The sequence below is a fragment of the Natrononativus sp. DTA114 genome (assembly GCF_059736515.1).
The window spans coordinates 828,265-843,069 of the sequence record NZ_JCASSN010000003.1 but is presented as its reverse complement, the minus strand read 5'-3'; the positions used below and the strand labels follow the sequence as shown (position 1 = coordinate 843,069).

Sequence of the window (14,805 nt, the reverse complement as noted above, 5' to 3'; positions counted from 1 at the left end):
TCGAACGACTATGTCAACACCCACCACAGAACCCGAATCCGAACCCGAAGCAGAGTCAGCCGTCGAAACCGCCCGCCGCCAACTCGAGCGCGCAGCGACCCACCTGGACGTCGCCGACGGAACGATCGAGCGGCTCCGCCAGGCGACCTCCGTCTACAAGGTGACGATCCCGCTCGAGCGCGACGACGGGAGGACCGAAGTGTTCACCGGGTATCGGGCACACCACGACAGCGTCCGTGGCCCGTACAAGGGAGGTATCCGGTATCACCCGGACGTCTCCGAGGAAGAGTGTGTCGGCCTCTCGATGTGGATGACCTGGAAGTGCGCCGTGATGGGGATCCCGTTCGGCGGCGGCAAGGGCGGGATCGTCGTCGACCCCAAGGAGTTGAGCAAAGGCGAGAAGGAGCGACTGACCCGCCGGTTCGCCCAGGAGCTCCGGCCGGTGATCGGACCGATGACGGACATCCCCGCGCCGGATATGGGCACGGACCCGCAGACGATGGCCTGGTTTATGGACGCCTACTCGATGCAAGAGGGCGAGACGACCCCCGGCGTCGTTACCGGGAAACCGCCAGTCATCGGCGGCTCCTACGGCCGCGAGGAGGCTCCCGGCCGTAGCGTCGGCATCATCGCCCGCGAGGCGATCGACTACTACGATTGGGAGGTGGATGGCACGACCGTTGCGGTGCAGGGCTTCGGCAGCGTCGGCGCCAACGCCGCGCGCTATCTCGACGACCTCGGCGCGACCGTCGTCGCCGTCAGCGACGTTGACGGCGCGATCTACGACCCCGACGGGCTCGACACGAACGACGTCGAAGACCACGACGAAACGCCCGGCATGGTGTCGGGCTACGACGCTCCCGAGACGCTCTCGAACGACGACCTGCTCGAACTGGACGTCGACATCCTCATCCCCGGTGCGATCGGCAACGTCCTCACGGCCGAGAACGCCCGCGACGTGCAGGCGGACATGATCATCGAGGGCGCGAACGGACCGACAACCTCGACAGCCGACCAGATCTTCGAAGAGCGTGGGATTCCGGTGATCCCCGACTTCCTCGCCAACGCCGGCGGCGTCACCGTGAGCTACTTCGAGTGGCTCCAGGACATCAATCGTCGCTCGTGGAGTTTAGAGCGGGTTCACGAGGAGCTCGAGACGGAGATGCTGGCCGCCTGGGAAGCGATCTGTACCGAGTACGAGGCCCGCGATGTCACCTGGCGGGACGCGGCCTACGTCGTCGCCCTCAAGCGGATCGCCGAGGCTCACGAGGTTCGCGGCCTCTGGCCGTAGTCCTCGACGGACACCGCGTTCCCGCCGTCGTTCCACAGCGTTCAAACCGTCCGGCGTCGAGCGCGTTCGTATGGTTCGCAAAAGCGTCCTGTTCTCGCCGGGCGATCGAGCCGAGTTGCTCCGGAAAGCACCCGAAAGCGGCGCGGACGTGCTCGTCTTCGATCTCGAGGACGCCGTCTCGCCCGCCCGAAAGGACGAGGCCCGCGAGATCGTTCGCGAGGTCCTCTCCGATCCCGCCTTCGATCCCGACTGCGAGGTCTGCGTGCGGGTGAATCCGATCGGCCAGGGCACCCCGGCGGATCTCGAGGGAGTGCTCGGCGGCGACGAGGCGATTCGTCTCGACGCAGTCATGCTACCGAAAGCGGAGTCGCAGAGCGACGTCGAATCGCTCGCGGGCTTGCTCGAGGGTTACGGTGCGTCGGTGCCGGTGCTCGCGCTAGTCGAGAGCGCCCGCGGCGTGCTCGCAGCCGACGAGATCGGCGCGGTTTCCGCGACCGATGCGCTGGTGTTCGGCGCGGAGGATCTCGCAGCTGACATCGGCGCGAGCCGAACCGACGAGGGAACGGAAGTGCTCTACGCACGTGAGCGAGTCGTGATCGCTGCGGCAGCGACCGATTGTGACGCGGTCGACACCGTCTACACCGACTTCGGGGACGAATCGGGTCTTCGAGCGGAGGCGGCGTTCGCCGTCCAGCTCGGCTACGACGGGAAGATGGCGATTCACCCTGCCCAGGTGGACCCGATCAACGAGGCGTTCTCCCCCGACCCCGACGACGTCGAGTGGGCCGAGGCGGTCATGGCGGGGAAGCGCGAGGCAGACGCCGCTGGGCGGGGAGTCTTCGAGGTCGACGGCGAGATGATCGACGCGCCGCTGATCTCTCAGGCCGAACGGATCCTCGAGCGAGCGGGCGTTGACGACGGCCAGAACTGACCACCCGGCGGGATCGACGGATGGGCGCGGGTCGGGCGCGTCGAGACCTGTCCGAATCCCTGCCGTCGCATTTGTCACCGTTCTCCATGCCAGTATTCGCCACGCTTATCCCTGATACCGAGGTAGGAGGCCGTAATGCCCGAAGAAGCAAACCCGTTCGAAAGTCTGCAGTCGCAGATCGACGACGCGGCCGCCCATCTCGATGTCGGTGAGGACGTCCTCGAGCGGCTCAAACACCCTGAGCGCGTCCTCGAGACGAACCTCTCGGTCGAGCGAGATGACGGCTCCCTCGAGCGGTTCAAAGCCTTCCGGTCGCAGTTCAACGGCGACCGAGGGCCCTACAAGGGCGGAATTCGGTACCACCCGAACGTCTCTCGAGACGAGGTGAAGGCGCTCTCGGGCTGGATGGTGTACAAGTGTGCCGTCGTGGACATCCCGTACGGGGGTGGGAAAGGGGGGATCGTCATCGACCCGAGCCAGTACTCCGAATCGGAACTCGAGCGCGTGACGCGGGCGTTCGCAACGGAGTTGCGGCCGTTGATCGGCGTCAACCGCGACATTCCGGCCCCGGACGTCAACACCGGCCAGCGGGAGATGAACTGGATCAAAGACACCTACGAGACCTTGGAGAACACCACCGAGCCGGGGGTCATCACCGGAAAAGCGCCCGACTCCGGTGGGAGCGCGGGCCGCGTCGAGGCGACGGGACGGTCGACGATGCTCGTCGCACGCGAAGCGTTCGACTACCTCGACATCGAGATGGAGGGGGCCTCCGTCGCCGTCCAGGGGTACGGCAACGCCGGCTGGATCGCCGCGAAACTCCTCGAAGATCTCGGCGCTGACATCGTCGCCGTCTCCGACTCTTCGGGAGCGATCTACAACGAAAACGGGTTCGACGCCCGCGACGTCCGCTCGTTCAAGAACGAGACCGGGTCGGTGTCGGACTACAGCGAGGCTGCCGAGGAGTTCTCGAACGACGACCTCCTCACGCTCGACGTCGACCTGCTCGTCCCCGCGGCTCTCGAGAACGCGATCGACCGCACCCTGGCAGAAGACGTCGACGCCGACGTGATCGTCGAGGCCGCAAACGGCCCGCTCACCCCCGGTGCTGACGAGGTACTCACGGACCGTTCGGTCCACGTCTTCCCCGACATTCTCGCCAACGCCGGCGGCGTCACCGTCTCCTACTTCGAGTGGGTCCAGAACCGCCAGCGCTTCTACTGGACCGAAGGGCGGGTCAACGACGAACTCGAGGAGATCATCGTCGACGCCTTCGACGCGCTGACCGACACCTACGAGGAGTACGACCTCGATAACTTCCGGACGGCCGCCTACGTCGTCGCCGTCAGACGGGTCGTTGACGCCTTCGAGGACGCCGGCACGTTCCCCTGACCGTAAACTCTCTCCCCGTGACAGGAACTCGCCAACGCCGACAGCTTTTTGCTGATCGGTGAAAATTCCGGGACAGGCGACTCTCGATGCTCAGGGATCGACTCTCTCTCTATCGCGCCCGCGTTCGTCGCGAGCTAACGGCTGCGTTCGACGAGCAGCATACGCCCCACGAGGTGGCTGCGAGCTTTGCGATCGGGATCTTCGTCACGGCCATGCCGACCGGCGGACTCGGCATCGGGCTGTTCTTCGTCCTGGCGTACTGGTGGTCCTGGGTGAGCAAGACCGCCATGTTCGCCTCCGTCGTCGTTCTCAACCCGATCGTCAAGCCGGCGATCTACCTCGCTAGTTATCAGCTCGGCGGAATGCTTATCGGCTCGGAACCGGTGGTCCTCGTCGGTCAGCCGACCGCCGATTCTGTGCTGACGATCGTTCAGCTGTTGGTGGTCGGAAACGTCCTCATCGCCTTGCTTCTCGCCGGGCTCAGCTACCTGATCGTGTTGCAGTTAACCCGGTCATATCGCCACCACGTGGCTCGCCGCTCAGACACCTCGTCGCTGTCGCTTTCGGTATCGTTGCTCCAGTGGCGACAGAAGTGATCGCGTTCGATTGTCTCAGATTCCCGTGCCTCAGAGCACGCCGTAGGCGACGAGCCCAAAACCGACGATCGTGAACAGGACGCCGACACCCTTCGTCACCTGTATCCGGTCGTCGTCGTCGATCTCTGACGTGTCTTCGTACGGCGTCATCCGCTGGCTGTGCTGGGCAGCGACGACCCGTGGCGCGTAGCGAACGCCGATCAGCCCGGTGACTATCAGGACGACTCCGGCGATGACGAGCAGGCTCATCTTACAGGCCGAGTTCGCGACCGATGACCAGGTGCTGGATCTCGCTCGTCCCCTCACCGATCTCCATCAGCTTGGCGTCGCGGTAGAACCGCTGGGGCGCGAAGTCGGTCGTGTAGCCGTAGCCGCCGAGTACCTGCACGGCGTCCTCGGCGACCTCTCGAGCGGCCTCGCTGGCGTCGAGTTTGGCGAGCGCGGACTCCTTGCCGACGGGTTCGCCCTGATCGTACTTGATGGCGGCCTTGTGGGTGAGCAACCGCGCGCGCTCGGTCTTGCGGTACATGTCGACGACCTTGTCCCGGATCGCGTCGAACTTCGAGATGGGCTGGCCGAACTGCTCGCGCTCTCCGCTGTAGGTCTTCGCGTGCTCGTAGGCCCCCTGGGCGAGTCCCGTCGAGATGGCGGCGATCGAGATCCGGCCACCGTCGAGGGTCTTTTTCGTCTGCTCCCAGCCCTCGCCTTCCTCGCCGAGCAGGCGGTCCTCGGGGATGCGGACGTCGTCGAGAACGATCTCACACGTCGGCGAGGCGTTCAGCCCCATCTTGTCCCAGATCGTGGTCACCTCGAATCCGTCGTCGTCACGCGGGTCGACGATGAACGTCGAGATGCCGTCGTAGCCCGCGCCGGGGTCGGTGACGGCCTTGACGAGCACCGAGCCGGCCTCGGAGGCGTTCGTGATGAACTGCTTCGTGCCGTTCAGGACGTACTCGTCGCCGTCTTTCTCGGCGATCGTATCCATGTCGGAGGCGTCGGAACCGCTGCCGGGTTCGGTGAGCGCCCAGCCGCCGAGGTAGGCGCCCTCCGCGAGCGGGCGCAGCCACTGCTCTTTCTGTGCCTCGGTGCCGAACAGCTCGATCGGCTTCGAGGCGAGCGAGGTGTGGGCGACATAGGAGAGCGCGACCGAGCCGGACACCCGCCCGAGCTCCTCGCCGACGATGGCGTACATGAGCGTGTCGCCGCCCAGTCCACCGTACTCCTCGGAGATGGGGACGCCCATCACGTCCAGTTCCGCGAGCTGGTCGAATATCTCCGCGGGGAAGCGGTGCTCGTCTTCGATCTCCTGGGCGATCGGCTCGATCTCCTCCTCACAGAACTCCCTGACGGTGTCCCGGATCATCCGGTGCTCGTCGGGCAGGTCGAAGTCCATATGCAATACTTGCCGACCCACGAAATAAACGCACCGAAGGGGTTCGGACGGCGGCCCTCGAAGCGACCTCTCGAGCCGACTATCGCCGATCGTCCTCGTCGGGGTCGTCCGCCGGGTCGTCCTTCCGGTCGTCGCCGGTAACCCACTCGTCGTCCCACGAACTCGAGGCGTCGTCGTCCCACGAACTCGTGGAATCGCCGTCCCACGAGTTGGCAGATTCCTCGTCCCATCCGTCGGGACCCGCATCGTTGCGGTCGGGGTCGCGATCCCAGCGGCTCCCGTCGTCCGCCTCGCCGCCGTCGCCGCGGACGCGAGCGCGCTGGTCGGCGACGAGGTCGAGGTCCGTCTCAGTGTCGCCGAGGATCAACAGTCCGTAGTACCGGTAGTACGACTGAACGGGGACGTCGATCAACAGCCAGAGGAGGACGATCGCCACGACCCCGACGATTCCGGTGAGTACGGCGAGAATTAAACCGATGTCGCCGGCGAGGGAGGCCAGGGCGAAGGCGGGAACGCCGAACACCAGTCCGAGGAGCACCGTGCCGATGATTCCGAGAAACGCGACGGCGAAACCGATCGCGAGCTGGATGATCCAGATCAGCACGAGGTACACGGTGTACTCTTTCCAGTTGGTCGTGAGCGTCGGCCAGAACCGGCGCCACGCGCTGATGACGCCGCGGTCTTCTTTGAGCATCACGGCAGTCACGAAGACGGTCGTAAACCGACTCGCAGTTGCGTAGAGGAGGCCCACCAGGAGTGCGATCAGCACGAGCAACAGCACCAGCCCTGCGGTAATACCGTCGAATCCGACGGCCGCGATCGTGAGTCCGACGGGGATCCCGATCAGCGTCAACGCACCGAGTCCGAGGACGATTCGGAAGAAGAGCAGGTGTATCGCCCGGCCGACGTTCCGACCCACGTACCGTCTGACCCGCACCTCGTCGGCGCTGAGCGACTCGACGAAGACGAACTCCATCAGGGCCGCGAGCGCGCTCCACAGCAGCCAGAGGACGACGGCGATCGCCCCGATAACGATCAGTCCCACGAGGAGTTCGTCGGCTGGTGGGGCCGCCTCGAGTCCCGTCTCCGTCGTCGGCTCCTCCGTAACGCCGCTGAAATCGCCGCCGAACCCGCCGGGGCTACCGAACCCCCCACCGCCGACGAACACGAGGACGAGCGCGAGTTTGAACCACACCCAGGCGCGTACTGGCGTCAGAAAGTCCCGCGTCACGTCGATCGCGTCACTCAGATTGTCGACGGCGTACATTGTCACTCGGCGATAGATTCTCGATGACGAAAATAATACTGTTCTTCCGTCGGACGTTGTCGGTGCCATTTCGGGAACCCTTTAATGCCGAGTGATCGTTAGCCGACGTATGGACATCCGCCAGCTCGCACGCGGGACCGTCGAGTGGAGTCGCATCGAGCGAGTGGTGCGAACGCTGGCGGAGCGCTACGACCGCGAGGTCGTCCGCGTCGAGTTCCTCGAGGCCGACAACTGGCTGTCGACCCCCTGCGTGATCGACGACGAGTGGTTCGTCAAGATCGTCACCCGCCAGAACGCCCTGGTCCACGCGCTGTTGACAACCGGTCGGAACGTCGGGGCGTTCTCCTCGGGCACCGAGGGCTTTTTCGACCGCTTCGATACTCCCTTGCAGATGGTCGAACACGAGTACGAGGCGACCCGGAAGATGCGCGAGATCGGGCTGAACGCCCCGCGCCCGCTCGAGGCCTTCGAGGTCAACGGGCTGGGCGTGCTCGTCCTCGAGTATCTGCCCGACTTCCGGACGTTCGACGACCTCTCGAATCGGGAGATCGGCGAACGCGCCCCCGAACTGTTCGAGATGCTCGCGGCGTTGCACACGCACGGACTCGCCCACGGCGACCTGCGGGCGGAGAACATCCTGGTCTGTGACGGCGAACTCTACTTCATCGACGCGACGGGCGTCCACGCCGACCGCGCCGACGAGACGACGGCCTACGATCTCGCCTGTGCGATGGCGGTTCTCGAGCCGCGGCTGGGCGCCAGGGAGACCGTCCGTACCGCCGCGGGCATCTACGACGCGGCCGACCTGCTGTCGGCCCGCGAGTTCCTCGATTTCGTCCGGCTTCGCCCGGATCACGAGTTCGATTCGACCGCTCTTCGCAGCGAAGTCGAGAAGATGGCCGACCTCGGGCAGTAGTATCCGCCTGCTGTGGGCGCACGCGGACCACTGCACGTCGGCTCCGGCACTACCGCAGCGCGGTAGCGCTCATGCTGGCAAATCGTCACCGCAGACCGAACGAGTGACCCTCGAGTAGCAGGCTTTTTCACCACGCTCGGCGAAAATATTGCCGAACATGAGCCAGCAAGCCTCTGAGCAGGTGTACGGCCACTACATCGGCGGCGAGTGGACCGACGGCGACGGGAGCGAGACGTTCGACAGCCAGAATCCGGCGACCGGGGACTCGCTCGCGACCTTCCAGCGCGGTACCGAGAGCGACATCGACGCCGCCCTCGAGGCGGCAGAGAACGCCTTCGACGAGTGGCGGAATCTCTCCTACATCGACCGCGCGGAGTACCTCTGGGACGTCTACCACGAACTGCGCGAGCGCACCGACGAACTCGCCGAGATCGTTACCAGGGAGTGCGGAAAGGAGATCAGCGAGGGCCGGGCGGACGTCGTCGAGGCCTACCACATGGTCGAGTGGGCCGCGGGCAACGCCCGCCACCCCCACGGCGACGTCGTCCCCAGCGAGGTCGGCAGCAAGGACGCCTACATGCGCCGGAAACCCCGCGGCGTTATCGGTTGCATCACCCCGTGGAACTTCCCGGTCGCCATCCCGTTCTGGCACATGGCCATCGCGCTGGTCGAGGGCAACACCGTCGTCTGGAAGCCCGCCGAACAGACGCCGTGGTGCGGCCAGATCATCGCCGAGATGCTCGAGGACGCGGGCGTCCCCGAGGGCGTCTTCAACATGGTGCAGGGCTTCGGCGACGCCGGCGCGGCGATCACCGACGATTCGCGCGTCGACACCGTCCTCTTCACCGGATCGGCCGAAGTAGGCCACGAGATCGCGGGCAAGGTCGGCGGCGAACCTGGCAAGCTCGCGGCCTGCGAGATGGGCGGCAAGAACGGCATCGTGATCACCGAAGAGGCCGACCTCGACACCGCCGTCCACTCGGCGATCATGTCGAGCTTCAAGACGACCGGCCAGCGCTGCGTCTCCTCCGAGCGCCTGATCGTCCACGAGGACGTCTACGACGAGTTCAAAGAGCGCTACGTCGAAACCGCGAAGAACGTCTCCGTCGGCGATCCGCTCGAGTCGGACACGTTCATGGGGCCGGCGATCGAGCCCGAACACGTCGAGAAGATTCAGAAGCACAACGAACTCGCCGAACAGGAGGGCGCCGAGGTGCTCGTCGACCGCTTCGAACTCGAGGAGAGCGAGATTCCCGAGGGTCACGAAGAGGGCAACTGGGTCGGCCCGTTCGTCTACGAGATCGAGTACGACACCGATCTGCGCTGTCTCAAGGAGGAGTGTTTCGGCCCGCACGTCGCCCTCCTCGAATACTCGGGTGACATCGAGGAGGCCGTCGAGATCCACAACGACACCCCTTACGGACTGGCCGGTGCGATCATCTCGGAGGACTACCGCCAGATCAACTACTTCCGCGACAACGCCGAGATCGGGCTTGCCTACGGCAACCTGCCGTGTATCGGCGCCGAGGTCCAGCTTCCGTTCGGTGGCGTGAAGAAATCGGGTAACGGCTACCCGAGCGCCCGCGAGGCCATCGAGGCGGTCACCGAGCGCACCGCCTGGACGCTCAACAACTCCGAGGAGATCGAGATGGCCCAGGGCCTCTCGGCGGACATCAAGACGAGCGACGACTGATCGGAGCGCCGTTTTCGGATTTTATGGAGGCCTCGAGCGGCCGGCCGGTTACGACCGCCAGTAGGCGGCCGTCAGTAGGACGAGCACGGGGAAGATCTCGAGGCGACCGATCCACATGTACAGCACCATGAGGAGCTTCGAACTCGTCGGAAACTCCGCGTAGCCGCCCATGGGGCCGACGACGCCGAACCCGGGGCCGATGTTTCCGAGCGTCGCGATCACCGCGGAAATCAGGTCGAACGTCCCGACCTCGAAACCGACGATGGAAGTGTCGATCGCCAGCAGCAGGATTCCGACGAAGAACAGGACGAAGTAGAGGATCGTGAAGGCGTAGATGCCACGGACGGCATCCTCGTCGAGGGCTCGCCCGTTCATTCGAACCGGACGAACCGCTTCGGGGTGAATCGTCGTAAACACCTCGCGTCGCAGCGTTTTGAGGATCACCAGCCAGCGAAGGACCTTGATTCCCCCGCCGGTCGACCCGGTGCTCCCGCCGATGAACATGGCGAAAAACAGGAGTGCCTTCGCAGGCGTTCCCCAGATGTCGAAGTCCATGTTCGCGTACCCCGTCGAATTGGTCAGCGAGGCGATCTGGAACACGGCATATCGCGCCGACCGTTCTACATTGCCGCCGATCTGTCCCGTTTGCGTCGTCTGCAGTCCGGCATCCAGAAACAGCATGAGCGTCCCAATGAGCGACAGCGTGGTGACTGCCCCGAGGTACAGCCGAAATTCGGAGTCACGCAACAACACCCACGGATCACCGGTAAAGAGGTGCCACCAGAGCACGAAGTTCACGCCCGCGATGAACATAAACGGAACGATGAGCCACTGAACTGCCGGGGAAAAGGCTTCGATGCTCCTCGCTTCCGGGGAGAATCCGCCCGTCGGGAGCGTGGTGAACCCGTGGGCGAAGGCGTTGTAGAGGTCCATGTTCGGGGCGTACCCGACCAGATGCAGCCCGTACAGAAGCGAGATCAGGAGGGCGGTGAACCCGATGTACGCGAGCCAGAGTACGCGCGCGGTCTCGGCGATGTGCGGCGTGAGCTTCGAAACGCCAGGTCCCGGCGTCTCGGCTTCCATCAACTGCGCTCCGCCAACGGCCATCTGCGAGAGAATCGCGACGGCGAGAACGATGATCCCCATGCCGCCGAGCCACTGGGTGAGCTGGCGCCACATCAACATCGCGCGCGAGTGGGTGTCGAACGAAATGTCTCCCATCACCGTCGCCCCCGTCGTCGTGAACCCGCTCATACTCTCGAAGAGCGCGTTCACTGGGTGGGCGACCGTCCCGTTACCGGCGAGAACGTACGGAAGCGCCCCGAAAACCGCCGCGAGGAGCCACGTGAACGCGACGACGAAGAACGCTTCACGAGCGCCGGGATCCGGATTCGGATCGAGTTGCCGAAGTGCCAGTCCGACCCCGGCCGTGAGCACGAGCGAGACGACGAACACCCAGAGGTCTTCGCCGCCGTACAGCAGCGCGACGACGATGGGGACGACGAATGCGAGCGAGAGCAGGGTCAGCAGCGTTCCGACGAGGCTCGAGCCGGCCCGCCAGTCCACTCGGAGGTAGTGGTGCATTCAGATCGCCTCGATGACGTCGTCCAGGACGGTCGAATCGACGAAGAGGATGACGTGGTCGCCCGCCTCGATACCCGTCGTGCCGCGGGGGGTAACGAGGGCGCCGTCGCGGGTGATCGAACCGATGACGACGCCGTCCGGAAGCGTTGTCATTACGTCGACGATTTCCCGCCCGGCCAGCGAGCCGCCCTCGTCGACTTCGATCTCGATCACCTCCGCGCGGTCGTGCTCGAGCATCGCGATCTTTTCGGCGCGGTCGGCGCGTGTGAACCGAACGATCTCCTCGGCAGTCTCCTCGCGAGGGTTGATCGCGACGTTGATTCCCACCGTCTCGAAGAGGCTGGCGAACTCGAGGTTCTCGATGACAGCGACCGTTCTGTCGACGCCGAGTCGACGCGCGATCAGCGAAACCAGCAGGTTCTCCTCGTCAGTTCCGAGCGCCGCGATGACGATATCGGCTTCGTCGATGTACTCGCGCTCGAGGAACTCGATATCGGTTGCGTCGCTTTCCATCACCATCGTCTTCGGCAACGCCTCGGCCACCTCGCGAGCGCGATCGGGATCCTTCTCGATCAGTCGCGGCCGGTAGCCGTGCTCCTCGAACTCGCGAGCGGCCTGGTAGCCGATCTCGCTGGCGCCCACGATCACGACGTCGTCACCGCTCTCGCGGTCGGGCGTAACGATATCGTCGGCGAACGACCTGACCGAGTCGGGACTCCCGATGACGACGACGCGGTCTCCGGACCGAAGAACCGTATCGCCCGCCGCGACGATCATCTCCTCTCCGCGGAACACCCCCGCGAAGGTGAGCGAGTCGTATCTGTCGGCCTCCTGTACCGTCATCCCGGCGACCGCGCTCTCGGCCCCGATCTCGAACTCGGCCATGCGTACCAGCCCGCCGGCGAAGATATCGACGTCCCTCGCCGCCGGGTAGCCCGCCACGCGGAAAATCGTTCTGGCGGTCAGCAGGTCCGTACAGACCATGAAATCGACCCCGAAGGCGCCTTCGGACTGCTCCCAGGTCTCGAGCAGCGTGCGGTGTCTGACGCGGGCGATGGTGAACACGTCGCCCATCGCCTTCGCCGCGCCGCAGACGACGACGTTCGACTCGTCGCTGTCCGTACAGGCGATAACGAGATCCGCGTCGTGGATGCCCGCATCGGAGAGCGTTTCGACGTCGGTCCCGTCGCCGTGAACCGCGAGCACGTCGAGGGAGTACGTCAGCTCCTCGACGACCTCGTCGTCTCGATCGATGACGACCACGTCGTGTGACTCCTGGAGGTTGGCAGCGATCGCCTGTCCGACCTTTCCTGCCCCGACGATGACTACGCGCATCGGGTCCACCTCCCGGTCGATTCGTCGGTACGCATCGAAGAGTTTGTGACACACATCGACTACTCACCGCTCTAACCGCTGTACGATCGCCTGCCGGAACGTTCGTGGCGTCCTATTCTCGCCGCGCGCCATTATAACCGTACCATCATGTTCGGATACCAATTGCTGGGGGATCGACCCGTAGAGTGCCTGTGCAACGGTGCTCGTCCCGGTCGCGCCGACACAGATCGTGTCGTATTCGGTTACTTCGTCGACGAGGGTCTCACGGACGTCCTCGGTGACGATGACACGCGGGTCGTACTCGTCCTCCTCGAGGCCGGCCGTCGTCGCGACGGAAGCGATGACCTCGGCCCCGCGCTCGTTCGGATCGCCCTCGCCGTCCGCGGGCTGGACGTTGAGCAGCGTCAGCGTACTCCCGGGGAACGCCTGGCGCAGTTCGCCGGCGCGGCGGGCCGAGACGGGTGCGTGCGGCCCGCCACCGGCGAGCGTGACGACGGATCCCGGCGTCTCGCTCGGCTCCCTGACTAACGTCACCTCACACGGGGCGCGTTCGAGGACCGGATCGATCGTCGACCCGAAGAGTACGTCCCGCCGCCGCCGCTCGCCCGCCCATCCGAGCAGAACGTGATCCGCCGCTTCGTCTTCGATGGTCGAGAGGAGTGCGGTGCCCGCGTTTCGACCGACGATCGCACGCGTTCGAACCGAAACGTCGAGATCCGCCGCGATGTCGCGCGCGTTCTCGAGGAGTGCTCGCTGGTTCTCGACCCGTTCCTCCTCGAACTCGATCTGCGACGGCGACATCTGTGGCGGCACCTCGATCACGTTGACCGCGACCAGTTCTCCCTGACGGTCGCTGTTTGCGGCGCTCGCCGCGGCGTACCTGATGAGCGGTTGCTCCGTTGCCGGGTTCGCGACGGGCACGACGACCCGATAGACGTCGTTTTCAGCTGGTTCGGCGTCGCTCGGGGCGACGGCTTCGCCGATGAGCGTCGTCGAGAGCGCCTTCTCTTTCGCGTAGAGGGCGTACCACGCGATGCCGACGACGACGACCCCGGAGCCGATCACCTGCACCACCGTGCTCATCTGAACCATCACTGCGAGACAGGAGAGACATCCCAGGATCGGTACGGCTGGATAGAGCCCGGTCGGAATTTCGAAATCGGGATCGTAATCGGCCGGCTCCGCACGCCGCAACACGACGACGGCGACGTGAACGAGCGCGTACGTGATCAGGAACATGAAACTCGCCACGTCGGCGAGCGTCGCGATGGGTAACGGACTCGCGATAAGAACGAGGATGACCGCCCCGGTCGCGATAATGGCCCGGTAGGGGGTTCGATACCGCTCGTGGATTTCGTTGAGCCAGTTGGTGAGGATCCGGTCACGCCCCATCGCGTAATTGACGCGGGCGGCCGAGAGGATCGACGCGTTCGCCGAGGAAACCGTCGCCAGAATCGCCCCCGTGATCATCACGAGCGAGCCCACGACGGAGAGTTCGACGGCGAATCCGCCGACCGACAGCGCCCCGAACTGCTCGACCGCAGCGGCGGCGACGTCGGCGACCGGTACCTCCGAGTCCGCGAGCACCGGGACCGGGAGGATGCCCGTGCTTACGAGCATGACCAGCACGTAGAGGATCGTCGGCGTCACGACGGCGGCGATCATCGACAACGGGAGGTTTCGACCCGGCTGTTTGATCTCCTCCGCGCTGGTGGCGATCACCTCGAAGCCGATGAAGGTGACGAACACCGTCCCCGCGGTCGCGCCGACGGCGCCCCACCCCCGCGGTGCGAACGGATCGAGAAGCGCCGAGTCGAGGTTCAGTAACCCGACGGCGATGAAGACAAAGATCAAGCCGACGAGGAGGATGACGATGACGTTCTGGAGTGATCCCGTCTCCTTGACGCCGCGGTAGTTGACTGCCACGAGAAGCGAGGCCATAGCCAGCCCGGCTAGAATTACGACGAGCGCGTCGGACGGCTGGTTCGTGAGGTACTGACCGAACCCGAGCATGTAGAACGCCGTCGCGAACATTAGCCCGGCCCACATCCCCCAGCCGACGATCGTCCCGAAGAAACTACCGAGCGCGTGATTGACGTAGTAGTAACTCCCGCCGGCTTTCGGCATTCCCGTCGCCAGTTCCGAAAGGGACAGCGCCGCGAGGAGCGCGACGACCCCGCCGATCACGAACGAGATCATACTCGCGGGTCCGGCGCTCTCGGCGACGATACCGGGGAGGACGAAGATCCCCGCCCCGATCATCGTTCCCAGTCCGAGCGTGTACGCCTCGAGGAAGCCCAGATCCCGGGCGAGCTCTGCGTCCCGGCCGGTCACGACCGACCGGCCTCCGCGAACCCCGTCAGATGACGGCAGGCAGACCCTGCAGCGGCGAGGCGGTTCATATCGG

The 14,805-nt window shown here is 65.1% G+C and carries 12 protein-coding genes; 6 read left to right on the top strand and 6 right to left on the bottom strand.

The window, feature by feature from the left end:
- Positions 1-10: 10 nt before the first annotated feature.
- The 4 genes from gdhB (at position 11) to AC6I6S_RS14450 (ending at position 4,210) form a co-directional block, all read left to right on the top strand.
- Entirely contained in the window at positions 11-1,291 is a 1,281-nt protein-coding gene (gene gdhB / locus AC6I6S_RS14465) for a glutamate dehydrogenase GdhB (RefSeq protein WP_497951079.1), read from the top strand.
- Between the two features lie 70 nt (positions 1,292-1,361).
- Positions 1,362-2,222, top strand: coding sequence for an HpcH/HpaI aldolase/citrate lyase family protein (locus AC6I6S_RS14460; protein WP_497951078.1), 861 nt, complete (start codon positions 1,362-1,364; stop codon positions 2,220-2,222).
- Positions 2,223-2,357: 135 nt separating this feature from the next.
- Positions 2,358-3,614: a Glu/Leu/Phe/Val family dehydrogenase gene (locus AC6I6S_RS14455; protein ID WP_497951076.1), complete on the top strand. Its 1,257-nt coding sequence runs from the start codon at positions 2,358-2,360 to the stop codon at positions 3,612-3,614.
- 86 nt (positions 3,615-3,700) lie between these two features.
- Positions 3,701-4,210 carry a DUF2062 domain-containing protein gene (locus AC6I6S_RS14450; RefSeq protein WP_497951075.1) on the top strand — a complete coding sequence of 170 codons (510 nt, stop codon included), beginning with the start codon at positions 3,701-3,703 and terminating at the stop codon, positions 4,208-4,210.
- A gap of 30 nt (positions 4,211-4,240) precedes the next feature.
- On the opposite strand, the gene AC6I6S_RS14445 is transcribed toward AC6I6S_RS14450, so the two are convergent.
- The 3 genes from AC6I6S_RS14445 to AC6I6S_RS14435 all read right to left on the bottom strand — a co-directional run bounded on the left by AC6I6S_RS14445 (position 4,241) and on the right by AC6I6S_RS14435 (position 6,870).
- On the bottom strand, positions 4,241-4,459 hold the full coding sequence (locus tag AC6I6S_RS14445; protein WP_497951073.1) for a hypothetical protein: 219 nt from the start codon (positions 4,457-4,459) through the stop codon (positions 4,241-4,243).
- A 1-nt stretch (position 4,460) separates the two neighbouring features.
- Positions 4,461-5,603: an acyl-CoA dehydrogenase family protein gene (locus AC6I6S_RS14440; protein ID WP_497951072.1), complete on the bottom strand. Its 1,143-nt coding sequence runs from the start codon at positions 5,601-5,603 to the stop codon at positions 4,461-4,463.
- Positions 5,604-5,682: 79 nt separating this feature from the next.
- Positions 5,683-6,870, bottom strand: coding sequence for a DUF7544 domain-containing protein (locus AC6I6S_RS14435; protein ID WP_497951071.1), 1,188 nt, complete (start codon positions 6,868-6,870; stop codon positions 5,683-5,685).
- A gap of 109 nt (positions 6,871-6,979) precedes the next feature.
- Between AC6I6S_RS14435 and AC6I6S_RS14430 the strand changes: the two genes are divergently transcribed.
- Both AC6I6S_RS14430 and AC6I6S_RS14425 read left to right on the top strand, forming a co-directional pair.
- Positions 6,980-7,786: an RIO1 family regulatory kinase/ATPase domain-containing protein gene (locus AC6I6S_RS14430; protein WP_497951070.1), complete on the top strand. Its 807-nt coding sequence runs from the start codon at positions 6,980-6,982 to the stop codon at positions 7,784-7,786.
- A 157-nt stretch (positions 7,787-7,943) separates the two neighbouring features.
- The gene (locus AC6I6S_RS14425) at positions 7,944-9,479 is read left to right on the top strand and encodes an aldehyde dehydrogenase family protein (RefSeq protein WP_497951068.1); all 1,536 of its coding nucleotides are present in this window, start codon (positions 7,944-7,946) and stop codon (positions 9,477-9,479) included.
- Between the two features lie 48 nt (positions 9,480-9,527).
- On the opposite strand, the gene AC6I6S_RS14420 is transcribed toward AC6I6S_RS14425, so the two are convergent.
- The 3 genes from AC6I6S_RS14420 to AC6I6S_RS14410 all read right to left on the bottom strand — a co-directional run bounded on the left by AC6I6S_RS14420 (position 9,528) and on the right by AC6I6S_RS14410 (position 14,732).
- Entirely contained in the window at positions 9,528-11,063 is a 1,536-nt protein-coding gene (locus AC6I6S_RS14420) for a TrkH family potassium uptake protein (RefSeq protein WP_497951067.1), read from the bottom strand.
- Positions 11,064-12,398, bottom strand: a complete 1,335-nt coding sequence (gene trkA, locus AC6I6S_RS14415; protein WP_497951065.1) for a Trk system potassium transporter TrkA — start codon at positions 12,396-12,398, stop codon at positions 11,064-11,066.
- Positions 12,399-12,461: 63 nt separating this feature from the next.
- Positions 12,462-14,732: an amino acid permease gene (locus AC6I6S_RS14410; protein WP_497951063.1), complete on the bottom strand. Its 2,271-nt coding sequence runs from the start codon at positions 14,730-14,732 to the stop codon at positions 12,462-12,464.
- Positions 14,733-14,805 lie beyond the last annotated feature (73 nt).

Coding starts and splice junctions, on each gene's coding strand:
- gdhB (WP_497951079.1), top strand. CDS start 11: ATGTCAACACCCACCACAGAACCCGAATCCGAACCCGAAGCAGAGTCA.
- AC6I6S_RS14460 (WP_497951078.1), top strand. CDS start 1,362: ATGGTTCGCAAAAGCGTCCTGTTCTCGCCGGGCGATCGAGCCGAGTTG.
- AC6I6S_RS14455 (WP_497951076.1), top strand. CDS start 2,358: ATGCCCGAAGAAGCAAACCCGTTCGAAAGTCTGCAGTCGCAGATCGAC.
- AC6I6S_RS14450 (WP_497951075.1), top strand. CDS start 3,701: ATGCTCAGGGATCGACTCTCTCTCTATCGCGCCCGCGTTCGTCGCGAG.
- AC6I6S_RS14445 (WP_497951073.1), bottom strand. CDS start 4,459: ATGAGCCTGCTCGTCATCGCCGGAGTCGTCCTGATAGTCACCGGGCTG.
- AC6I6S_RS14440 (WP_497951072.1), bottom strand. CDS start 5,603: ATGGACTTCGACCTGCCCGACGAGCACCGGATGATCCGGGACACCGTC.
- AC6I6S_RS14435 (WP_497951071.1), bottom strand. CDS start 6,870: ATGTACGCCGTCGACAATCTGAGTGACGCGATCGACGTGACGCGGGAC.
- AC6I6S_RS14430 (WP_497951070.1), top strand. CDS start 6,980: ATGGACATCCGCCAGCTCGCACGCGGGACCGTCGAGTGGAGTCGCATC.
- AC6I6S_RS14425 (WP_497951068.1), top strand. CDS start 7,944: ATGAGCCAGCAAGCCTCTGAGCAGGTGTACGGCCACTACATCGGCGGC.
- AC6I6S_RS14420 (WP_497951067.1), bottom strand. CDS start 11,063: ATGCACCACTACCTCCGAGTGGACTGGCGGGCCGGCTCGAGCCTCGTC.
- trkA (WP_497951065.1), bottom strand. CDS start 12,398: ATGCGCGTAGTCATCGTCGGGGCAGGAAAGGTCGGACAGGCGATCGCT.